We start from the raw sequence: 22,830 nt of genomic DNA, 5'->3' as shown, positions 1-22,830 counted from the left end.
GATTCCAAAAATAAACCTACTTCCAGACATCGAATGTTGAAGGAAACCGGCATGACCCTCATCAAGACCGTGAACCGCTCCACCGCTTCCCGTACCCTGAAACTGTTGCCTGGCTTGCTCTGCGCAGCCTTGAGCCTTGGCGCCTGGCAAGCGGCGACAGCAGCCACCGCACAGGACACGCTAGTCATCGGCAAACCCGCCGACCCGCAGACCCTCGACCCGGCCGTGACGTTTGACAACAACGACTGGACCATCACCTACCCGTCTTACCAGCGGCTGGTGGGCTACAAGACCGACGGCGACAAGAGCAGCACCGAAGTCCAGGGAGACCTGGCCGAGAGCTGGACTGTTTCCCCGGACAATCTGGTCTGGGAATTCAAACTCAAGCCCGGCAACAAGTTCGATGACGGCACGGGCGTAGACGCTGCGGCCGTCAAGTTTTCCTTCGACCGTCTGATGACCCTCAAGCAAGGGCCGTCCGGTGCATTCCCGGAAGACATGGTGGTGGAGGCGATCGACCCGCAGACCGTGCGTTTCACCCTCAAGACACCGTTCGCGCCCTTCCTGTTCACACTGGCCCACAACGGTGCCTCGATCGTCAATCCGCTGGTGGCCAACAAAGGCGCAGAGGCCAATGCCTGGCTGTCCAGCCACACCGCAGGTTCTGGCCCTTACCGCCTGAGCAACTGGCAGAAAGGCCAGTCGCTGACCATGGAACCGAACCCCCATTACGCCGGTGCCAAACCTGCGCTCAAGACCGTCGTGCTCAAGATCATCGCCGAGCCTTCGGTACGCCGCCTGCAACTGGAGCGCGGTGATCTGGACATCATCGAAGACATGCCTGAAGACCAACTGGGCTCTCTGGCCAGCAAACCGGGGGTCGTGGTCAAGGAGTTCCCGTCGTTGCGGGTGACCTACCTGTACCTGAACAACAAGCAAGGCCCCCTGACCAACGTCGATGCGCGCCGTGCAATCACCGAAGCCGTGGACTACAACGGCATCGTCAAAGGCATCCTGAAGGGCAAGGCCGAACTGCTGAACGGACCGATCCCGGACGGTATGTGGGCCTACGACAGCTCGCTGCCCAACATGAAGCAGGACATGCCTGCGGCCATGGCCAGCCTGGCCAAGGTGCCAAAGAAAATCACCAACCTGAGCTACATGTACTCCGACAAGGACGCCAACTGGGAGCCGATCGGCCTGACCCTGCAAGCCGCCCTCGCCCCACTGGGCATCAACCTCAAGCTGGAGAAAACCGCCAACGCCACCCTGCGTGAGCGCGTTGGCCAGGCCGACTACGACATCGCCGTCGGCACCTGGAGCCCGGACTTCGCCGACCCGTACATGTTCATGAACTTCTGGTTCGACTCCAAGATGCAGGGCCTGCAGGGCAACCGTTCGTTCTACAGCAACCCGCAGGTCGATACCCTGATCCGCGAAGCCGCCACCACCAGCGACACCGCCAAACGCACCGAGCTGTACCAGCAGGCGCAGAAAGTGGTGCTCAACGACAGCGCCTACGTTTACCTCTATCAGAAGAGCTACACCCTGCCGATGCGTGATTCGGTCAAGGGCTACGTGTTCAACCCGATGCTCGAACAGGTGTTCAACCTGGGCAGCATGAGCAAGTAAACCTGCTGCTGCGTGCGCGCCAGCAATGGCGCGCATGGCGTTGGATTTCTGTCGTTAGAGTGACTGAGGTGCCCTATGGCCTTCCTGACGTTGTTGCGCAAGCGCCTGCTTGGCCTGTTACTGGTCGTGTTCGGTGTCTCGCTGATTACCTTTACCATCTCCCACCTGATTCCCGGCGACCCCGCCCGGTTGATCGCCGGTGACCGTGCCAGCGATGCGCTGGTCGCCGGTATCCGCCATCAACTGGGGCTGGACTTGCCCCTGTACCAACAATACGGCCGCTACGTGCTGGACCTGGTCCAGGGTGATCTCGGCACATCGATCCGTACCAACCGCCCGGTACTGGAAGATCTACAGGCGTTCTTCCCGGCGACCCTGGAACTGGCCCTGGTGGCGTTGTTCTTCGCCATCCTGGTCGGCGTGCCTCTGGGCGTGCTGTCGGCGGTCTACCACAACCGCGCCATCGATCAGATCGCACGCACACTGGCCGTCACCGGCATTTCTACTCCGGCGTTCTGGCTCGGCCTGGGCGCCATCGTGCTGTTTTATGGCCACCTTGGCTGGCTGCCCGGCGGTGGTCGCCTGTCCGAAGGGCTCACGCCACCGACGACCATCACCGGTTTCTACCTGATCGACTCCCTGCTGGCCGGTAATTTCACCCTGTTTTTCGATGCACTCAAGCACTTGATCCTGCCCGCGGCCACCCTCGGCTTCGTGACCCTAGGCGTCATCTCGCGGCAGATCCGCTCCGCCATGCTCGATCAACTGGGCGAGGACTATATCCGTACTGCCCGGGCCTATGGCCTGTCGCGCTGGACCGTGATCCTGCGCCACGCCCTGCCCAATGCGCTGATTCCGTCAGTAACCGTTCTGGGCCTGACCCTGGGCGACCTGCTCTACGGCGCAGTCCTGACCGAAACCGTATTTGCCTGGCCGGGCATGGGTGCCTATGTCGTCAAGTCGATCCAGTCCCTGGATTTCCCGGCAGTGATGGGCTTCGCCATCCTGGTGTCGTTTATCTATGTACTGCTGAACATGGCCATCGATCTGCTGTACCGCGTGATCGATCCACGCATTGGCGAGGTGAATTGAAATGTCGGTCCCCCTTAGCGCAACACACGGCCCGCAATGGCGTGAAAAACTGACCTACCTGGCCTATCAGGTCCGCCGCAGCCCGCTGACCATGGCGGGTCTGGTGATCACCCTGATGGTCGTGGCGTCCATGATCTTCGCCCCCTGGCTGGCCAGCCACGACCCCAACGCCCTGAACCTGGCCGAGCGTCTGGCACCACCGTCCGCCGAGCACTGGTTCGGCACCGATGAAGTGGGCCGGGACCTGTTAAGCCGAGTGCTCTACGGCAGCCAGCAGTCAGTGGGCGTTGGCCTGTTCGTGGCCTTTTCATCGTGTTTCATCGGCGGCCTGCTGGGTTGTTTTTCCGGAGTGATCGGCGGGCGCTTTGACGCCCTGACCATGCGCTTGATGGACATCATGCTCTCGGTGCCGTCACTGGTGCTGATCATGGCCCTGGCCGCCGCACTGGGTGCCAGCCTGTTCAATGCCATGCTGGCAATCACCCTGGTGCGGATTCCCTCCTATGTCCGCCTGGCACGCGGCCAGGCGCTGGGCATCCGCCAGATGGGCTACGTGAAGGCCGCCGAGACGTTCGGCGCCAGGCGCTGGCACATGGTGCACTGGCACGTCGCCCGCAACGCCATGCCGCCCTTGCTGGTGCAACTGAGCCTGGACATCGGCAGCGCCATCCTGATGGCTTCAGCCCTGGGTTTCATTGGCCTGGGCGCACAGCAGCCTACGGCCGAATGGGGCGCGATGGTCGCCACGGGACGCAACTACATCCTGGATAACTGGTGGTACTCCACCTTTCCGGGGCTGGCGATATTGATCACCGCCACCGGTTTCAACTTGCTGGGCGATGGCGTGCGCGATCTGCTCGACCCACGCCAACAGGGGAAATGACCATGACTACGTGCAATCCTGTGCTGGCCATCGACAACTTGAGCCTTGAATTCCCTGCCTACAAGAGCAGCGTCAAGGCGCTGAACGGTGTGTCCCTGCACGTCAATCCCGGCGAAATAGTCGGCGTGGTCGGCGAGTCCGGATCGGGCAAGTCCGTGACCGCGATGCTGAGCATGCGGCTGCTTCCCGAACGCAGCTATCGCATCACCTCCGGCAGCCTGAGCATGCTCAACCGCGACATGCTCAGCGCACCTGAAAAAGACTTGCTGAAAATTCGTGGTCGCGATGCGGCCATGATCTTCCAGGAGCCGATGACCGCCCTGAATCCGACCCGTCGAATTGGCCGGCAAATGCTCGACGTCATCATTCACCACCAGAAAATCAGCGTCAGTGCTGCCCACGCCAAGGCGGTCGCCCTGCTGCGCGACATGCACATCGCCAGCCCCGAGCAAGTGCTGGAAAGCTACCCGTTCGAACTGTCCGGTGGCATGCGCCAGCGGGTGATGATTGCGCTGGCGTTCTCGTGCGAGCCGCAACTGCTGATCGCCGATGAGCCCACCACCGCCCTCGACGTGACGGTGCAACGCCAGGTGCTGTTGTTGCTGCGCGAAAAGGCCCGGCAAAAAGGCACGGCCATCCTGTTGATCACCCACGACATGGCGCTGGTGTCGCAGTTCTGCGACCGGGTCTACGTGATGTACACCGGGGCGGTGGTAGAACAGGGCCTGACCGCCGAGGTCATGAGCAATCCCCGTCACCCTTACACCCAGGGTTTGCTCAGTGGCCTGCCCGAGATGGTCGAGCCTGGACAGCCACTCATGACCATTCCCGGACAAGTCCCCAACCTTTCACAACTGCCCACCGGTTGCACCTTCGCCGAGCGCTGCACACAGGCCATGCCGGTGTGCGCAAAACGCCCGGTGCTGACCGCCATCAACCGGGATGAGCAACGCAAGAGCGCGTGCTGGCTGGCGCAAGAGGAGCTTTCGTGATGAACAGTGCGCTGATTTACCCTGCAATCGACACGGGACCCGAGATTCTCAAGCTGACCGACGTTCGCGTGCGCTTCCCCGTCAGCAATGACTGGCTGGGCCGTCCCCGGGGCTACGCCCACGCACTCAACGGCATCGACCTTCAAGTCCGGGCCGGGGAAACCCTGGGCATCGTTGGCGAGTCGGGGTGCGGCAAAAGCACCCTGGCCCAATTGCTCATGGGCCTGCTCAAGCCCAGCAGCGGTGAACTGAGCTGGGCCAACGGGCAAAATGGCGAGGGCAGCAGCAACGTCCAGATCGTGTTCCAGGACCCTCAATCGTCCCTGAACCCTCGCCTGCCCATCTGGCGCATCATCACCGAACCACTTTATGCCCGAGGCATGCGCTCACGCGAGCAGATGCGCAGCATTGCCGCCAAAGTGGCTGCCCAGGTGGGCATCCGCCCGGAATACCTGGACCGTTTTGCGCACCAGTTTTCCGGTGGCCAGCGCCAGCGTATTGCGATCGCCAGGGCCTTGTCATCAGACCCGGACATCATCGTCCTCGACGAACCGACCTCTGCCCTGGACATCTCGGTGCAGGCCCAGATCCTCAACTTGCTGGCCGAATTGCAGCAGGCGCGCAACCTGACCTACATCCTGATATCCCACAACGTTTCGGTCGTACGCCATATGGCTGATCGGGTGGCGGTCATGTACCTGGGGCAGATCGTCGAACTGGGCAGTGCCGCCCAGGTTCTGGAGCAGCCGCGTCACCCTTACACACGCCTGCTGTTCGAAGCCGTGCCGCGACTGGGTGTACCGTTGCTTGCCGAGCAAGTGGCGGCACCTACCGAGTTGCCGGGCAACAGGAACCTGCCCGAGGGTTGTTTTTTCCTTGAGCGCTGTGGTTTGAACAGAGAGGGCTGCAAGCAGCCTCAAGTGATGCGCGGAAGTCAACACCAGCAAGTCAGGTGCCACGTGCAGGACTGACTGCACTCCTTGTAGCCGCTGGCGAAGGAACGAGGCTGAGTTCGTGTGGGCAGCGGTCGCGAGACCGGTACATGCGGTGTGCCAGATTGACCGTGAAAGCCGACTTTACGACTGCTTCGCAGCCGGACGCAGCCTCGCACGGCTCGTCAGCGACTACAGGTTTCGGGACCCATCCCGGGTGTACCGCGTGTAGCCACTGACGAGTAGAACGAGGCTGCGATCGAGCGCGCAGCGGTCGCAAAACCGGTACACGCGGTGTGCCAGATTGACCGTGAAAGCCGACTTTACGACTGCTTCGCAGCCGGACGCAGCCTCGCACGGCTCGTCAGCTGCTACGAATTTCGCAGCTCTTAACACTGCGTAGCAGTTGACGAGTAGAACGAGGCTACGTTCGAGCGCGAAGCGGTCGAAAAACCAGTACACGCGGTGTGCCAGATTGACCGTGAAAGCCGATTTTACGACTGCTTCACAGCCGGACGTAGCCTCGCACGGCTCGTCAGCTGCTACGAATTTCGCAACTCTTACCACTGCGTAGCAGTTGACGAGTAGAACGAGGCTGCGATCGAGCGCGCAGCGGTCGCAAAACCGGTATACGCGGTATGCCTGATTAACCGTGAAAGCCGACTTTACGTCTGCTGCGCAGCCGGACGCAGCCTCGCACGGCTCGTCAGCGACTACAGATTTCGGCACCCATCCCGGGTGTACCGCGTGTAGTCGCTGACGAGTAGAACGAGGCTGCGATCGAGCGCGCAGCGGTCGCAAGACCAGTACATGCGGTGTGCCAGATTGACCGTGAAAGCCGACTTTACGACTGCTTCGCAGCCGGACGCAGCCTCGCACGGCTCGTCAGCTGCTACGAATTTCGCAACTCTTACCACTGCGTAGCCGCTGACGAGTAGAACGAGGCTGCGATCGAGCGCGAAGCGGTCGCAAAACCGGTACATGCGGTGTACCAGATTGACCATGAAAGCCGATTTTACGACTGCTTCACAGCCGGACGCAGCCTCGCACGGCTCGTCAGCTGCTACGAATTTCGCAACTCTTAACACTGCGTAGCAGTTGACGAGTAGAACGAGGCTACGTTCGAGCGCGAAGCGGTCGTAAAACCGATACACGCGGTATGCCTGATTAACCGGGGAAGCCGACTTTACGACTGCTTCGCAGCCGGACGCAGCCTCGCACGGCTCGTCAGCGACTACAGATTCGCCACCCACCCGCGTGTAGTCGCTGACGAGTAGAACGAGGCTGCGATCGAGCGCGCAGCGGTCGCAAAACCGGTACACGCGGTGTGCCAGATTGACCGTGAAAGCCGATTTTACGACTGCTTCACAGCCGGACGCAGCCTCGCACGGCTCGTCAGCGACTACAGATTTCGGCACCCATCCCGGGTGTACCGCGTGTAGCCGCTGACGAGTAGAACGAGGCTGCGATCGAGCGCGCAGCGGTCGCAAAACCGGTACATGCGGTGTGCTTGATTAACCGTGCAAGCCGACTTTACGTCTGCTGCGCAGCCGGACGCAGCCTCGCACAGCTCGTCAGCTGCTACGAATTTCGCAGCTCTTAACACTGCGTAGCAGTTGACGAGTAGAACGAGGCTACGATCGAGCGCGCAGCGGTCGCAAAACCGGTACACACGGTGTGCCTGACTGACCGTCCGCCCCCCCCCAATTATCAAGCCTTCACCAGCACTCGACTCACTTCAAACTGCCCCACCAGTTTTTGCAGTTTATTGGCATTGAGCCGCACGGTTTCAGCACTGTTTTGCAGCATCACAACAGTCTGGCGCATTTGCGTGGAGCTATGGTCGACCTGCTTGATCGTCCTGCCATAATCGAGACTGCGCATGTTGAGTTGCTGGATGATCGCAAACATGCTTTCAACCGCCTGGTGCAGGTGTACGTTTTCCGAGGACGCATCTTCAGCCAGGCGCAAGCTGTTATCGACGTCCTTGACGCCCTCCTCCATGAAGCTGACCGCTCTTTGCGTTTCGCTCTGCAAACCTTCGACCATGTGCCTGATGTCTTCTGCCGCGCGCGATGTGCGTGAGGCCAGGCTTCGCACTTCATCGGCAACCACCGCAAATCCCCGCCCATGCTCCCCCGCTCGCGCAGCTTCAATGGCAGCATTGAGCGCCAGCAGATTGGTCTGGTGGGTGATGGCGCTGATCAGACCGGTGATGTTGCCAATCTGAGTCATCTTGCTGTCAAGCAACTGCACGCTCGAAGATGAACGCTCAACCACATCCCTGATGGACTGCGTGCCTTCCTGTACGGCAAGAAACTGTTCGCGGGCACGGGCGACAACTTCATCCATTGCCTGCTTCATGTGCTCGGCACTGGCCGAGGCTTGCTGGATCTCGCCCAATTGGTCTTCGACGATAATCATCATGCGATGAACCGCTTCGCCGACCTCGGCAGACGTCACACTGGCTTGCTGGCTACGCCCCAGCATCATCCGGTTGGTGCTGCCGACCGTGCTGCTGGCTTTCACCACCTGACCGACCACCGAGTCCAGATGGTCGATGAAGCTGTTGATCCAGCGCCCCATGTCCCCGGTTTCGTCATTGGCCATTTTCGTGGTGTCCAGTCGCTGGCGCAGGTTGCCCTCACCCTCGGCGATGGTCATGATCACGCCCGTCATCACGTTCAACCTGGCAGCCAGTCTTTTTGGCCCCCACCGGCTGAACAGCACTGCCGCACACACCATGCTCAGAATTTCGGCGGCATCAATCATGTCCTGGCCCAGGCCACTGTAATGCCGGACCACGTAGTTGCAGGCAAACAGACCTGCCATGGTCGCAAGGTACGGCTTCATCAGGCCATAACTGAGGGAGCGCCGACGATAGACTTCCTCCAGGTCGGCCTCGCACATCATGCCCCAGCGATCCGGTGAACCCGGCAACTGAAACGTGACGCCTTTGCCCACCACCGGAATGTGCCGGTAGTCCGAATAACCGGGATAGGTCACGAACAGGTTGGAACCCGTACGGATGGTCTCGCGAACGCCTGCGTGCAGTTGCTGCGTGGCAGGGTCGGTGAAGCGCAGTTCCAGCTCGGTATGGCGCTGTATCTGGACGGTTCTCCAGGGCGTTTGCACCCCGCTTTTGAGGTTTTCTCCATGGGTGAATGTACCGTCCTCGAAGCGCGATCGGGACAAGGCGGTCCCTGGCGCAATGGCCGGGTCAAAACGGGACTGGGCCATGAACAGGTAGTTGTCACCGGACTCGGCAAAGATGTGCCCGGCCTCGCGCTGGATCAGATCACCCAGCACATCGTTGGGTACGCGACCGCACAGGCACCCCAGCACGGTGGCGCCAACCTTGATCGGCTGATAGAACATCAACGTCACTTCATCGTGAAAGCGGGAAGAAGACGGGCCGATCTGCAAGGTCAGCGGGTCGCAGTAAGGCCCCTGCAGAAACGGCGCCTTCAAGCCTTCTGCCAATGCACGTGCATGCTCAAGACTTGTGCTCGCGCGCCGACTCCAGGTCGAGGCCAGGACATTGGCATGGGTATCCAGCACAAATAATTCGGAGAAGTCTTCTGCCTGAGCGAGCTTGTCCGTCAGCGAAGTGCTATCGAGTTGGGCGAAGTCACCGGCCAGGCTTTCTGCCAGTTCAGCCAGGTGCTCCCATTGCTCGCGAGTCCAGTTTTGCAGCAACTGCACACGGGTCTCAGCGATGGCTTCGAATGTCTGTTCAATCACAGGGTAAGCCGCGCGATTAAGCCAGCACGACCAGCCCATCATGATTTTTCCGGTTTTGCCGAACCAGGGTAGCCAGTGCTTCTCTCGAGAGGACAGCGTCATGGAACTGCTGGATAGCGGCATTCAATACACTCTCAATGACATAAATGATGTCAAATTGATAGCAACTACCAGGCCAACACGAAGCCGCCCTCACGGCCATGCCTTGCAAGGGTGGAACGCGACAGCTCATGCCTCACGCCGGTGCACCCGGGGCAATACGCTCCATTATGGCGCCCCCTCGCGGGGGCCAGATATCACTCCGCCTCCAGCGCCCCCAGCCAACGGGCTTCTGAGCGCAGCAAATGTTGGCGGATGGCTGTCTGCGCAGCGATCACGTCCTTGCACTCCAGGGCGTGCAGGATCGATTCGTGCTCGATCACGGCGGCATCCCAGGTCCCGGGGTTTTCGGAGTGTTCGCTAAGGTGCGATGAAATCGGGCTGTGGCGTTCGTCGAACAACGACGTAATGATCCGCACCAGCGCGGAGTTGCCGGTCATTTTCGCCAGGCGATGGTGAAACTTGCGGTCGTCATCCAGAGGCGGCCGATTGGCCTTGATGCTCTCACGCATGGCGTCGATGCAGTCCTTGAGGTAGCGATAATCGCTTTTCTTCCCGTGCATGCAGGCCAGCACCACGGCCTCGCCTTCGATCAGTGCCCGCGCCTGCATCAGTTCGGTGGGGCTCTCACCCAGGGTCACCGTGCGTGCGCCGCCCTCGGACACGCGCGCGGCAACATAGACCCCGGAACCCATCTTGATTTCGATACTGCCTTCTATTTCCAGGGCAATCAGCGCCTCCCTCAACGAAGGCCGTGATACCCCCAGCAACTGCGTCAAGTCGCGTTCAGGAGGCAAGCGCGAGCCGACCTTGAAGTCGCCCTGAACGATGTATTCACGAAGCCTGTCGGCGATTTTCTGGTAGAGCTTGCGCTCTGGAGCAGGAAAGGAGGAGACCATCGAGTCTGAGTCCGAGAAATGATGCCAAAGGCTACCACAGAGGCCGAGGTGGACTGGAGAAACCTCGGTGGCAGCCCTGGACACTTCATCTGGCAGATCAGCCCTGATGCTGGTCTTGCCACTCCGGGCCATTGGGGTACTCAAAGTGCTCCAGGGACGATTGTTTCATCGTCACGCTGTATCCCGGCTGTTGGGGCGGCATGTAGCGTCCGCGGCGTATCACGATCGGTTCGAGGAAGTTTTCGTGCAGGTGATCCACGTATTCCAGCACGCGTTTCTCCAGCGAAGCCGAGACCGCGATGTAATCGAACAGCACAATGTTTTGCGAGTACTGGCACAAGCCGACCCCCCCGCCATGGGGACACACGGGCACACCGAACTTGGCGGCCATCAACACCACTGCCAGCACTTCGTTCAGGCCACCCAGACGCGCGGGGTCGAGCTGGCAGAAGTCCAGGGCACCGGCCTGGAAGAACTGCTTGAACATGACCCGGTTGTGCGCATGCTCACCGGTGGCCACGCCGATCGGGTGGATGCGCTGGCGAATCGCCGCGTGACCGAGCACGTCGTCCGGGCTGGTGGGTTCTTCAATCCACCAGGGATCGAACTCGGCCAGACGCCGCATGTTGCTGACCGCCTCGTCCACGTCCCAGGTCTGGTTGGCGTCCATCATCAGTTTGCGATCCCAGCCCAGTTCCTCACGCAGGATCTGGGCGCGGCGCATGTCTTGCTCGATATCGGCACCCACCTTCTGCTTGAGATGGGTCCAGCCTGCGTCCACCGCCTCACGGGCCAGGCGGCGCATTTTTTCTTCGGAATAACCCAGCCAGCCGGCGGCAGTGGTATAGCCGGGGTAGCCTTCGCGAAGCATCTGTTGCTCGCGCTCGGCCTTGCCCGGTGCCGCGCGACGCAACATCGCTATGGCTTCCTGTGGCGTCAGGGCATCGGTGATAAAGGTGAAGTCGACGCAGCGCACCAGCTCTTCAGGGCTCATGTCGGCAAGCAGCTTCCAGACCGGCTTGCCCTCCTTCTTGGCCCACAGGTCCCACAGCGCGTTGATGATGGCCGCGGTGGCCAGGTGCACCACCCCTTTTTCCGGGCCGACCCAGCGCAGCTGGCAGTCACCGGCAACGATTTCATGCCAGTAGGCCCCGAAGTTGCCGGTGATGCTTTCCAGGGTACGACCGGTGACAAACAGCTTGGCCAGTTCCTTGACCGCGGCAACGCACAAATCGTTACCGCGCCCGATGGTGAATGTCAGGCCGTGCCCTTCCAGGCCGTCGCCCGAATCGGTGTGCAAGGTGACATAGGTGGCTGAGTAGTCCGACGTCGAATTCATCGCATCCGAGCCGTCCATGCTTCTGGAAGTAGGAAAGCGAATATCGCGGACAGCGACCTGGGTAATAAGGGTAGACATGGGGTTATCCTGAAGTTGAAGCTTGCCCCGCCGTCTGCGGTGGATGCAGGCTTATTCATGTTATTTTCGTGCCGCACCCGCAGTCTGTCCTGCACGACCCCTCTGCGAAATTGAATGTTTCGACTACACCGATCACTCCAGGTAATCGCCCCATGATCAAGCCGCTTGAACAGTTCCGCAGTCGCCTGCGCATGCGCCACCTGCAACTGCTGTTTGTCCTGTCTGAAGAAGGCTCGCTGCGCAAGACCGCGAACATCATGGCGCTGACCCAGCCTGCAGTGACCAAGGCGCTGCACGAGCTTGAGAGCCTGGTGGGCGAAGCGTTGTTTATCCGCACCCACAAGGGCCTGGTCGCGAACACGCTGGGGGAAGCGGCCATTCGTTATGCGCAGCTGGTATTCGCTGACATGAGCGGCCTGCACGAAGAAATGACGGCCCTGCAATCGGGCAATCTGGGGACCTTGCGCATCGGTTCAATGGGGTCACTGGTGGGCGGCCTGCTGCCACGCACCCTGGCGCAATTGACCCAACGCCATCCCAAGCTGAACATCACCGTGGTCATCGACACCAGTGACGTGCTGCTCCAGGCCTTGAGTCTTGATCAGCTGGACCTGGTCATCGCCCGAATCACCGATGGCTGGCCAACCGAAGACCTGAACTTCGAAGCGTTCGATGAAGAGGTGATTCAGATCGTCGCGCGCACCGGCCATCCGCAGCAGCACAACAGCGACGTCACCCTGGAAACCCTGGCCTGCTACCCCTGGATCGTGCAATCGCAACCCGCGCCGCTGCGGGAAATCTATCAGCAGATTTTTCGCCAATCCCAGGTGCAGGCTCCTGCCAGCCCACTTGAAACCGCCTCGACCATGCTCACGGTCTCACTGCTCCAGCAAACCGACATGCTCGCCTTGATGCCGCTGTCACTGGTGGAGTACTACAGCGAACTGGGGGTGCTGGCACCGCTGCCGATCACGGTGGCGGCGCGCTTGATGCCCTTCGGGCTGATCAGCCGCAAAGGACGGGTGCCCACGGCGGCGATGGAAATGGTCAAGGCCGAACTGCGGGTGCAGGCCGGCCTTGAGGGTACAGGCGGGGTTACGGGCGACTAGACGTCAGGTCGGCAGGCGGCACGTAAGCAGTGGTCGCCGTCGACGGTGTGCGTTTGAGCATCAGCAGCAACAACACACTGACAAAGCACAGCGCTGCCACGACCTGGAAGCCGGTGCTGCTGTTGCCGGTCACCGCATCGGCGTAGGCCTTGATCTGCGGCGAGACAAAGCCGCCCAGGTTACCGATCGAGATGATGAAGGCGATCCCGGTGGCTGCGCTGGTGCCGCCCAGATGACGGGTCGGCAGGCTCCAGAACACGGGCTGGCTGGCCACCAGCCCCGGTATGGCGATACAGAACGCCAACAGGGTCAGCACTGGCGTGTTGATCACCGACAGCGATGCAAAGGCCAGCGTGCCAACGGCAAGCATGGAGGATGCGACCAGGCGATGGTTGTTGTGTTTGTCGGCATATACCGTGGCGATACGCATGGCGACGATGGTGCAGAGCCAGGGGATCATCAGCAGCAGGCCGACCGAGGTGTTGACCTGACCACCCAGGGTCGAGGCCAGTTTGGCCGGCAAGTAGAACGCCAGCGGCGCATTACCGATCTGTACGCAAAAGTAGATGGCGATAAACATCAGTACACGCTTGTCTTTGAGTACACCAAAGATCGAGCCGTGGCTGGCGTAGCCCTTGGCCTTTTCTTCGCCTTCAATGACGGTGTTCATGGCGTGTTTTTCTTCAGCGGTCAGCCATTTGGCTTCGCTTGGACGGCTCGCCAGATAGAAGAACGCAATCACCCCGACCACCGAGGCCGCCAGGCCTTCGACCACAAACATCCACTGCCAGTTGGTCAGGCCAAAGGGGTTGCTGGTATCGAGGATGAACCCCGACAACGGGCTGCCGATCAGCATCGCCACCGGTACGCCAAAGTAGAACAGGCCAATGGCGCGGGAGCGTTGCTTGGCCGGAAACCAGTACGTCAGGTACAGGATGATCCCGGGCATGAAGCCCGCCTCGGACACCCCCAGCAAAAAGCGGATGACGTAGAAGGATGTCTCGCTGGTGGCGAACATCATCGACGCCGAGACCAGCCCCCAGGTGACCATGATCCGCGCCATCCACACCCGTGCGCCCACTCGCTGCAGGATCAGGTTGCTGGGCACTTCAAACAGCGCATAACCGATAAAGAAAATCCCCGCGCCCAAGGCAAATGCGGCGTCACCGATACCGGTGTCGGCTTGATAGGCGATCTTGGCAAAACCGACGTTGGCGCGGTCGATAAACGCCAGGGCGTACATCAGGGCGAGAAACGGCAATAGCCGGATCGCTGCTTTCTTGACGCCGCTCGCCAGCGCGGGCGAGTCATACAACGCTTGATAACTCATGGAACGTACCTCTTCTTATTGTTGGAGTAGGTGTTATCCAGGATGCACTCAGGCATCTTCACTCTGCGTATCACGTGTGTTCGGCAAACCTCGCCAGTTCTGCGTGCGTCGGTAATCCATCGCTGTCCCCCGGGAAACCCAGCACCCGGGCGCCGATCAGGTTGCCCCTGGCCACGGCCCGGGCAACGCTTGAGCCTTCGAGCAAGGCGCTGATGACACCCACGGCAAAACCGTCCCCCGCGCCCACGGTGTCCACGACGTTGCTCACCGGGTAGCCGGGGCTGTAGCCGCTTTCAGTGGCACTGGCGTAATAGGCGCCCTCGGCACCGAGCTTGATGACCACCAGGGAGCAGCCTCTGTCCAGGAAGTACCGGGCAATGTCGGCGGGCTGTTCGAGGCCACTGAGCAAACGGCCTTCGGCAAGACCGGGGAACACCCAGTCGGCCAGCCCGGCCAGATCATTCAGGCAAGCCACCATGTGGGCTTGGGACGCCCAGAGCCGTGGCCGCAGGTTGGGGTCGAATGACACGCTGCAGCCTGCGGCACGCATGTCACGGGCCATGTGCACAATCAGCTCGCACACGCTGTCACCCAGTGCCGGGCTGATGCCCGTGATATGCAGATGCCTGGCGCCTCGGCAGTACCCGGCCGGGTAATCGGCCAGGCTCAAGTGACTGGCCGCCGAACCTTTGCGGTAGTACTCGATGTCCGGGTCGCCACCGTCCGAACGGCGCGACTTGAACATCAGGCCCGTGGCGTGTTCGCTGTCCTGCACGGTGTGCCGGTGGTCAATACCGTCACGCGCCATGACCTCGCGCAGCCAGTGGCCGAGGGTGTCATCCCCCAGGCGGCTGATATAGCCGACCCGAAAGCCAAGGCGTGCCAGGCCGGTGGCCACATTCAGCTCGGCGCCTGCGGCGGCACGCACATACTGTTCGGCTTCATGCAGGCTGCCGTCGGTCATGGCGCTGAACAGGCCCATCGCCTCGCCGCAGGTCACAATGTCGATCGTTTCTGTTGAGTCGCTCATGTCACATCACCGCACCGATTTGCCAAGGCAGGAATTCGTTGTCGCCCATGCCGTTCTCTTCGCTGCAGGTGGAGCGACCCGACGCGGTTGCGAGCATCAACTGGAAGAGCCGCTCACCGGCTTCGGCCACTGACTCTGCACCCTCGACGATCGCACCGGCATTGAAATCCATGTCCAGCGCCATGCGCTCGAACAGTCGGGTATTGGTGGCGATTTTCAGGGACGGCGTCGGTTTGCAGCCGTAGGTCGAACCGCGCCCGGTTGTGAAGCAGATCAGGTTCGCCCCGCCCGCCACCTGGCCGGTGGCGGACACCGGGTCGTAGCCAGGGGTGTCCATGAACACCAGGCCTGTCTGTTCGATCGTCTCGCCATACTCGTAAACCCCCATCAGGCCGGTGGCGCCCGCCTTGGCCACTGCGCCCAGGGACTTTTCAAGGATGGTGGTGATGCCACCGGCCTTGTTGCCCGGTGACGGGTTGTTGTTCATGTCTCCGTCGTGATGACGCACGTAGTCTTCCCACCAATGAATCCGGCTCATCAATTTTTCTGCGATCTGCGGTGTAGCGGCACGGGCGGTCAGCAAGTGCTCGGCACCATAAATCTCGGGGGTTTCCGACAAAATCGCCGTCCCCCCGTGGCGCACCACCAGGTCCACCGCCGCCCCCAGGGCCGGGTTGGCGGTGATCCCCGAATACCCGTCCGAACCGCCGCACTGCAGGCCCACGGTGAGGTGGCGGGCCGATACACGGCTGCGCTGCTGGCTGTTTACGGGCGCCAGCATTGCCTGTACCAGCTCGATCCCCCGCTGCACCGTTTCGCGGGTGCCGCCCGCCTCCTGGATCACCAGGCTGGCCTTGAGCGCTGCCGGCCGATCGGCCAGTTGCTCCATCAGCGGGGCCAATTGGTTGACTTCACACCCCAGGCCGATCACCAGTACACCGGCAAAATTCACATGGTCTGCATAGCCGCGAAGGGTGCGCTTGAGGATCTCGATCCCGTCGCCCTTGGCCCCCATGCCACAGCCGCTGCCGTGGGTGATTGCAACCACGCCGTCGACATTGGGGTAATCGCGCAGGTGGGCGGCATCGAACGCCGCAGCAATCTGTTTGCACACGGTGGCCGAACAATTGACGCTGGAAATGACCCCGATGTAATTGCGCGTACCCACACGGCCATCGGCCCGGACATAGCCGTCAAAACTGACGTCGTAGTCGTTGAAAACAGTGGGCTGATAGACGTTGGCCAGGGTGTGGGTGGAACTGCCCGAGGGCATTTCAAGGTTGTGTACATGTACGTAGTCACCGGGCTTTACGTCCACGGTGGCCTGCCCGATGATTTGACCGTATTTGCGAATCGGCTGCCCGCAAACCACACCGCGCAGGGCGATCTTGTGGCCCGAGGGAATGTCGGCCCGGGCGATGATGGCCAGGCCGTCGGCATGCAGTACCTGACCTTGGGCGATATCGCCGCGTGCGACCGCGACGTCATCTCCCCCCGTCAGTACCAGTAAGGATGAGCTTGCAAGGTTCATGGTGGATCCTCAACGGTTATGGCGCGCCACTCAGTGCTGGCTGAGCAGGACGGCCCGCAACATCGGCTGCTCAAGACCGGGAGCAAGCTGTTCAGCCAGCTCGACCAGGGGCAGCAAACGGCGTGTTTTCTTGTCTTTATGGTTAACCGCAATATCAGCGAGACGGTGTTGCAGGAACGGGTTGCCAAAGCGTTCACGCACGCTGTCGACGTAACGCTGCGCCGCGTCGAACTGGCCGAGGGCAGCGAACACCGGCAACACTTCGCTGGCCCACAGGGCTTCCAGGTCGGCACGCAAGGCAGGGCTTTGCATGGCCTGGTAGACCGTCTCGGTGGCCGGTCGGCCATCGCTCAACCAGCGCTCGGCCAGATAGCTGTGGCCCAGGTTCAGGGTAAACAGCTTGAGGCGCTCGAAATCGTCCAGGTCATCGGTCAGGACAATGGCCTCATGGCTGCACGGCAGGGTCAGCCCCTCCTGGCGCTCGATCGCCCACAGGGCATAGGGCTCAGCCACCGCGCCCACCGGCTCAAGGGCCAGGGAAACAATGCGGTCGACCAGGGAGTTCGCCCAGCGGCAGGTGTGGATCAGGTAGGCCTCGAATGCATCGCCCAGCGCCCAACTACGGGCCAGCGTTACCAGCAGGTCGCGCAGCACGTCGCCGTTACGCGCGACCAGTTCACAGGGGAACAGCGACAAGGTGGACTGGGGGTTGTTTACCCAGCGGTCATGCAACAACACCAACAGCTTGGCCGGGAAGCTGACCGGTGCCGGGGCATCCACGTCGAGCAACGCTGGCGTATCCCGCGAATCCAGTTGATAACCCCGGTCCCCGGTATTGGACACCACGACTTTGACCTGCTCCACAAAGCCCTTGCGCAGCACCGGCCATTGCTCGGTGGCATGCACCGCGCGGCTGATGGCCGAGGCCCACAGGTTCTGCTCCACCACCTGACCGTTTTCGATGCCCTGGATCAGCACCCGGTACGGTGTACCGCTGGCCAGTGCTGCGGTGCGCGCAGTGCTGGCCGGGCTGTCGGTGCTCTGTACCACGGCGATGCGGCCCAGGGCTGCGCCACGCTCCAGGGCTTGGGACACGAACAAGTCAACGTGAGCCTGAAGAAACCGGCTGGTTCCGAACTGCAGGATCGGCGGAAATTGGCTATCGCTCATCACCACCCCCTCAGCACTCGATAATGGCTTTGACCACGCCTTGCTGCGGATCCAGCAGCGTGGTGAATTGGTTCACGACTTCGCTGAGCGGGATACGGTGGGTGTTGAGCGCCTGGTCCGGGATCAGGCCATCGCGCAGGCATTGCTCGACGTAGCGGAAGTCTTCGACAGTGGCATTGCGGCTGCCCATCAGGGTGGCTTCGCGCTTGTGGAACTCGGGATCGGAGAAGGTGATCGAGTCACGCACCACGGAAATCATCACGTAGGTGCCGCCGTGGGCGATAAATTCAAAGCCGCGTTCCATGGCCCGGGCGTTGCCGGTGGCGTCGAACACCACGTCATAGAAATCGCCTTCGGTGAGGTCGGCGAGCGCCTCTTTGTCACCCTCGCCAATTTTCACTGCGGCGTGAACATTGAGGTGCTTGCGGCAAAAATCCAGGCGGTCGTCACGGGTATCGAGCACGGTGACGATGGCCCCGCGCAGCCCTGCAAAGATCGCCGCCGCCATGCCGATCGGTCCGGTTCCGACGATCAGCGTGCGCTGCCCGGCCTGGATGTTCGAGCGGCGCACCGCATGGGCGCCGATGGACAGGAACTCGATCATTGCCGCCTGGTCCAGCGACACGCCCTCGGCCTTGTGAATGAATTGATGGGCCACGCTCAGGTATTGGGTAAAGGCGCCGTCGCAATGCACGCCGAGCACCTGAATCCGGGTGCAGCAGTTGGTCTTGCCCTGACGGCAGGCGATGCACGTGCCACACGAGATATAGGGCATCACGTAGACCACGTCCCCAGCGACCAGACCGCTGCCCTCTTCACTGGTTTCGACGATGCCGGAAAACTCGTGGCCCATGACCCGAGGGTACTCAAGGAACGGCTGGTTGCCGGTGTAAATGTGCAGGTCAGTGCCACACACGCCCACGCGCTTGACCCTGATCAGGGTTTCGCCGGGCTTGCGCTCGGGAATCGGACTTTCGATGGCGGTGAGCGAGCGCGGCTCGTTACAGATCACAGTCAGCATTTTTTATTCTCCGTCGTTAGCCCGGGGGCTACGGGTACAGGCGAGGTGATAGAGGGGTGACAAACAGGGAGGGCTGCAACAACGGAGGGGAAAAGACAGGGCATCTGGATCTCCTCTTATTGTGTGCAGGCTTGATTGCCGCTTGGATGATCACGCCTCGAAAATTACACGCAGCCAAAAAAATTGGCAAGACCAGTTTTCAAAATAATTGAATTGGCCTTACCAGATTGATGTGCGTTGAATTCAGCCCCTACCCCTGATGTCCGACCTGAATCACCTCCAGCGCACCATCCACCAGAATCTGGATCGTCTGCTGCGAACAGCGTTCAACGCGCGCATTAACCCCATAAACCTCGGCGAAAAGTTGCGGGGTCAGCACCTGCTCCGGGGGACCGAAACCGATCAGCGCGCCCTCGCGCAATACGGCAATCCGGTCTGCGTAACGGGCCGCCAGGCTGATGTCGTGCATGACAATCACGGCAATCAGCCCGTGCTGACGCACCATCGCCCGCACGCATTCCATTACCCGCAGTTGATAGTTCAGGTCCAGCGCACTGGTGGGCTCATCCAGCAGCATCACACGGGGCCTGCGGGCGATCAGTTGTGCCAGGCTGACCAGTTGCCGCTGGCCACCGGACAATGCGTTGAGCAGGTTATCGGCCAAGTGCTGGATGCCGATGCGCTGCAAGGCCTCATAGGCTTGCAGCAGGTAATCGCCGCCGCCTGCCCCCACCCGCAACGCCGCCATGACGCTTTCGGTCACACTCAACCCCAGTCCCGGGGGCAAGTGCTGGGGCATGTAGGTGATGAGACGGGCGCGCTGGGCCACGGACATCGGCCCCAGTGGCCGACCTTGCAGACTGACGGCACCGGTCATGGGCTCAAGCCCCGCCAGCCCCCGCAACAAGGTCGATTTGCCGGCACCGTTGGGCCCGATCAGGGCGGTCAGCGTGCCGGGACGCAGCTCTGGCAACGAGACATCGCCAATCACCACCCGGCGCCCGTACTTCACGTGCCCGTGACGGATCAACAACCCCTGCTCACTCATAACTGCCTGCCCCGCTTGTAGACCAGCGCCACAAAAATCGGCACCCCCACCAGCGCGGTGACGATGCCCACCGGCACGATGACGCCCGGCATGATGATTTTGCTGACCACCGAGGACAGCGACAGCAACAACGCGCCCACCAGCGCACTGGCCGGGAACAGAAAGCGCTGGTCCTCACCGATCAGGATCCGCGCAATATGCGGCCCCACCAGGCCGATAAAACCAATGGTGCCGACAAACGCCACCGCCGTAGCGGCCAACAGGCTGATGCGCAGCAACGAGAAAAAACGCAGCCGCCGCACATCCACGCCAAAGCTCTGCGCCCGCTCCTCGCCCATGCGCAGCAACGTCATGCGTGAAGCCGCGTGCAGGGAAAACGGCGCAGTCAGCGCCACCACCATGGCCAGAATCCCCAGCTTGTCCCAATTGGCCCGGGCCACGCTGCCCAGGCTCCAGAACACCAGTTGCTGCAGGACGTCTTCAGTGGCCAGCAACTGCAACAGGGCAACCAGTGCGTTGCAACTGAACACCAGCGCAATACCGAACAGCACCAAGGTCTCGACCCCTGCCCCGCGCAGCCGCGACATGCCGTGCAGCAGGAACATCGAGCCGCAGGCAAACACAAAAGCCGACAGGGCCACCAGGGAGTCGCGACTCAACAAGGCGCTGCTCACCGGAAACACGATCACCAGCGAAGCCCCCAACGCAGCGGCCGACGACACGCCCAGGGTGAACGGGCTGGCCAGCGGGTTATTGAGGATCGCCTGCATTTCCGCACCGGCCAGGGACAGGGCTGCGCCGACCATAACGGCCATCAGCGCATAGGGCAGGCGCACATTCCAGATGATCACGCGGTCGGTCACGTCCAGGGTTTGCGGGTGCAGCAGCCCCTGGATCAAGTCCCCAAGCCCCATGCCTGACGAGCCGGTGGACAGGTCCAGCAGCACGGCGCCCACCAGCGCGCAGCCCATCACCAGCAACAGGCAACACCGTCGCGCCAGCAGACGCCGATAACCCTGGCTGGCAGCAATCACTGCCGGGTTGGCGATTGAAGTCATTTCTGCTCACTGATCCAGTACTGGCCCGCCAGCGGCGTGTCGAGGAACTGTCGGTTGATTTCAGCCAGCGTCAGCTGTGGATCAAGGTCGGCAAACCTTTCGGGGTGAATCCACCTGGCCATCGCCTCAATGGCGAGAATGTTGTACGGCGAATTGTAAAAGTCGTGCCACAGGCCATGGACATTACCCTAGCGCACCGCCCGCAGCTCGACAAACTCCGGACGCTTGAGCACGTGCTTGAGCGACGCCCGGGCCGTCTGTTCATCGATGCCCGCGCCCAGCATCACACCGGGCTTTTGATTGCCCGAGAGGATGTACACATCGGGATCGGCCTTGAGCGCGTATTCAACACTGATGTCTCCCAGCGCCCCGGGCACCACGCCCTCGGCAATATTGCGCCCGCCCACCAGGCGGATCAGCTCGCCCATGCCGCCCTTGCCGGTGGTATGCCCGGGATTGGCCCAGACCCCGCCCAGCAGTTCCAGAAACACCTTTGGGCGCTGGCTGTCATCGATCGCGCCCAGGGTCTGGGTGATGCGCTCGATGTGCTGGCGGTAGAAATCAAGAAAGGCACTGGCCCGGGCTTCGCGCCCCAACGCCTGGCCCAGTGCTGTCATGCTGTCCTCGGTGCCTTGCATCGGGTTGACCCGGAAATCGACGAACAACACCGCAATCCCGGCTTTTTCCAGCACATCGGCCACCGGGCTGTGATCGGTGGGGCCATGCCCGGAAATACTGAACACCGCCAGATCCGGCTTGAGCGCCAGAATCTGCTCGGCACTGACACTCTGCTCGGAGGCCTGGCCGATCAACGGGATGTCCTTGACCTCGGGGAACTTCGCCACGTAAGCCGCGTAGGTGTTGGGGTCAAGCTTGCGCAGGTCGTTCTGCCAGCCAACGATACGTTTGAACGGCTGATCGCGGTCGAGCAGCGCGAAGGCCGAAATCAGCCGCCCTTCCCCCAGCACCACCCGCTGCACCTGGTCCGGCACCTTGACCACCCGCCCCAAGGCATCAGTGACCTCTTTGGCACTGGCGCACGAAGTCCCCAACGCCACCAGCACCAGCATGGCCCCAAGGCGTACAAAGGCCTGACGCAAAAACACTCTCGACACGGCAAATCTCCTGCTGAATAAAAGGCTCAAACGTCGCTCCAGCGCCGCAAGAGGTTGTGATACACGCCGCTCAGTTGCAGCAGTGATTCGTCATCCGCCTGTTGGGCGGTCAAGCGTTGAATGGCCACGTCCATGTCCAGCAACAGGCTGCGCTGGCTGTCTTCGCGCACCAGGCTTTCGATCCAGAAAAAACTCGCGACACGCTCGCCCCGGGTCACCGGGTTGACCTTGTGCACGCTGCTGCCCGGGTACAGCACCAGATGCCCGGCGGGCAACTTGACGCTGCGCTCGCCAAAGGTGTCGCGGATCACCAGTTCGCCGCCGTCATAGCTGTGGGGATCGGCCAGAAACAGGGTCGCGGACACGTCCGTGCGCACCCGCTCACGAACGCCCTTGATGCCGCGAATGGCGTTGTCGATATGAAAACCGAACGACTCGCCTGCGCTGTAGCGGTTGAACAAGGGCGGGTAGATGCGCTTGGGCAACGCGCCAGACATGAACAACGCGTTATCGGACAGCCGCTGCAGAATGCGCTGGCCCAGCAACAGGCCGACCTCGTTGTCTTCGGCCAGTTGGCGGTTGAACTTGCCCCGCGCCGAGCGCACTCCGGCGGTCTGCTTGCCATCGACCCACGGCTGATCGAGCAGCACGCGGCGCATCTCGGTCACTTCCTGCGGGCTGAACAGGTCGGCGATTTCGATCAGCATCTCTCGCTCCGCAACAACCCG

The 22,830-nt window shown here is 61.5% G+C and carries 17 protein-coding genes and 1 pseudogene; 6 read left to right on the top strand and 12 right to left on the bottom strand.

Annotation, left to right across the window (positions count from 1 at the left end):
* The first annotated feature begins 51 nt into the window (after window positions 1-51).
* The 5 genes from AACY07_RS09490 (at window position 52) to AACY07_RS09470 (ending at window position 5,570) form a co-directional block, all read left to right on the top strand.
* Entirely contained in the window at window positions 52-1,632 is a 1,581-nt protein-coding gene (locus AACY07_RS09490; RefSeq protein ID WP_339474542.1) for an ABC transporter substrate-binding protein, read from the top strand.
* Between the two features lie 75 nt (window positions 1,633-1,707).
* Window positions 1,708-2,724, top strand: coding sequence for an ABC transporter permease (locus tag AACY07_RS09485; protein ID WP_133076828.1), 1,017 nt, complete (start codon window positions 1,708-1,710; stop codon window positions 2,722-2,724).
* Window position 2,725: 1 nt separating this feature from the next.
* Entirely contained in the window at window positions 2,726-3,607 is an 882-nt protein-coding gene (gene ddpC, locus AACY07_RS09480; protein ID WP_339474541.1) for a D,D-dipeptide ABC transporter permease, read from the top strand.
* Window positions 3,608-3,609: 2 nt separating this feature from the next.
* Window positions 3,610-4,599 carry an ABC transporter ATP-binding protein gene (locus tag AACY07_RS09475; RefSeq protein ID WP_339474540.1) on the top strand — a complete coding sequence of 330 codons (990 nt, stop codon included), beginning with the start codon at window positions 3,610-3,612 and terminating at the stop codon, window positions 4,597-4,599.
* Window positions 4,599-5,570, top strand: a complete 972-nt coding sequence (locus AACY07_RS09470; RefSeq protein WP_339474539.1) for an ABC transporter ATP-binding protein — start codon at window positions 4,599-4,601, stop codon at window positions 5,568-5,570. Before AACY07_RS09475 ends, AACY07_RS09470 begins: the two co-directional genes overlap by 1 nt.
* 1,671 nt (window positions 5,571-7,241) lie before the next feature.
* Here the strand turns inward: AACY07_RS09470 and AACY07_RS09465 are convergent.
* From AACY07_RS09465 to AACY07_RS09455, 3 genes are all read right to left on the bottom strand, one after another.
* Window positions 7,242-9,398 (bottom strand): methyl-accepting chemotaxis protein, encoded by a 2,157-nt coding sequence (locus tag AACY07_RS09465; RefSeq protein WP_339474538.1) that lies wholly within the window; start codon window positions 9,396-9,398, stop codon window positions 7,242-7,244.
* 173 nt (window positions 9,399-9,571) lie between these two features.
* On the bottom strand, window positions 9,572-10,273 hold the full coding sequence (locus tag AACY07_RS09460; RefSeq protein ID WP_339474536.1) for a FadR/GntR family transcriptional regulator: 702 nt from the start codon (window positions 10,271-10,273) through the stop codon (window positions 9,572-9,574).
* Between the two features lie 97 nt (window positions 10,274-10,370).
* Complete coding sequence (locus AACY07_RS09455; RefSeq protein WP_133076834.1) at window positions 10,371-11,690, bottom strand: L-fuconate dehydratase; 1,320 nt, start codon at window positions 11,688-11,690, stop codon at window positions 10,371-10,373.
* 152 nt (window positions 11,691-11,842) lie between these two features.
* Between AACY07_RS09455 and AACY07_RS09450 the strand changes: the two genes are divergently transcribed.
* Window positions 11,843-12,799, top strand: coding sequence for a LysR family transcriptional regulator (locus AACY07_RS09450; RefSeq protein WP_339474534.1), 957 nt, complete (start codon window positions 11,843-11,845; stop codon window positions 12,797-12,799).
* Here the strand turns inward: AACY07_RS09450 and AACY07_RS09445 are convergent.
* From AACY07_RS09445 to AACY07_RS09405, 9 genes and pseudogenes are all read right to left on the bottom strand, one after another.
* Window positions 12,786-14,129, bottom strand: coding sequence for an MFS transporter (locus AACY07_RS09445; RefSeq protein ID WP_133076836.1), 1,344 nt, complete (start codon window positions 14,127-14,129; stop codon window positions 12,786-12,788). The two genes, AACY07_RS09450 and AACY07_RS09445, sit on opposite strands and share 14 nt — an antisense overlap.
* 70 nt (window positions 14,130-14,199) lie before the next feature.
* Window positions 14,200-15,159 carry a sugar kinase gene (locus AACY07_RS09440; protein ID WP_339474533.1) on the bottom strand — a complete coding sequence of 320 codons (960 nt, stop codon included), beginning with the start codon at window positions 15,157-15,159 and terminating at the stop codon, window positions 14,200-14,202.
* 1 nt (window position 15,160) lies between these two features.
* Window positions 15,161-16,690 (bottom strand): UxaA family hydrolase, encoded by a 1,530-nt coding sequence (locus AACY07_RS09435; RefSeq protein ID WP_339474531.1) that lies wholly within the window; start codon window positions 16,688-16,690, stop codon window positions 15,161-15,163.
* 30 nt (window positions 16,691-16,720) lie between these two features.
* Window positions 16,721-17,860: a mannitol dehydrogenase family protein gene (locus tag AACY07_RS09430; RefSeq protein ID WP_339474530.1), complete on the bottom strand. Its 1,140-nt coding sequence runs from the start codon at window positions 17,858-17,860 to the stop codon at window positions 16,721-16,723.
* Between the two features lie 10 nt (window positions 17,861-17,870).
* Entirely contained in the window at window positions 17,871-18,881 is a 1,011-nt protein-coding gene (locus AACY07_RS09425) for a zinc-binding alcohol dehydrogenase family protein (protein WP_219263031.1), read from the bottom strand.
* A gap of 250 nt (window positions 18,882-19,131) precedes the next feature.
* Complete coding sequence (locus tag AACY07_RS09420) at window positions 19,132-19,929, bottom strand: ABC transporter ATP-binding protein (protein WP_339474528.1); 798 nt, start codon at window positions 19,927-19,929, stop codon at window positions 19,132-19,134.
* A complete protein-coding gene (locus tag AACY07_RS09415; RefSeq protein WP_339474526.1) occupies window positions 19,926-20,987 on the bottom strand; it encodes a FecCD family ABC transporter permease in 1,062 nt (353 codons plus the stop codon). The genes AACY07_RS09420 and AACY07_RS09415 overlap by 4 nt, the downstream gene beginning before the upstream one ends.
* A pseudogene (locus AACY07_RS09410) lies at window positions 20,984-22,057 on the bottom strand (ABC transporter substrate-binding protein). The gene AACY07_RS09415 and the pseudogene AACY07_RS09410 overlap by 4 nt, the downstream one beginning before the upstream one ends.
* A gap of 71 nt (window positions 22,058-22,128) precedes the next feature.
* Window positions 22,129-22,809: a Fe2+-dependent dioxygenase gene (locus AACY07_RS09405; protein WP_133076843.1), complete on the bottom strand. Its 681-nt coding sequence runs from the start codon at window positions 22,807-22,809 to the stop codon at window positions 22,129-22,131.
* Window positions 22,810-22,830: the final 21 nt, after the last annotated feature.

The sequence above is a fragment of the Pseudomonas sp. RL_5y_Pfl2_69 genome (genome assembly GCF_963970465.1).
Lineage (GTDB): Bacteria > Pseudomonadota > Gammaproteobacteria > Pseudomonadales > Pseudomonadaceae > Aquipseudomonas.
The sequence above is the reverse complement of the archived record's forward strand: the minus strand, read 5'-3'. Positions and strand labels throughout refer to the sequence as shown.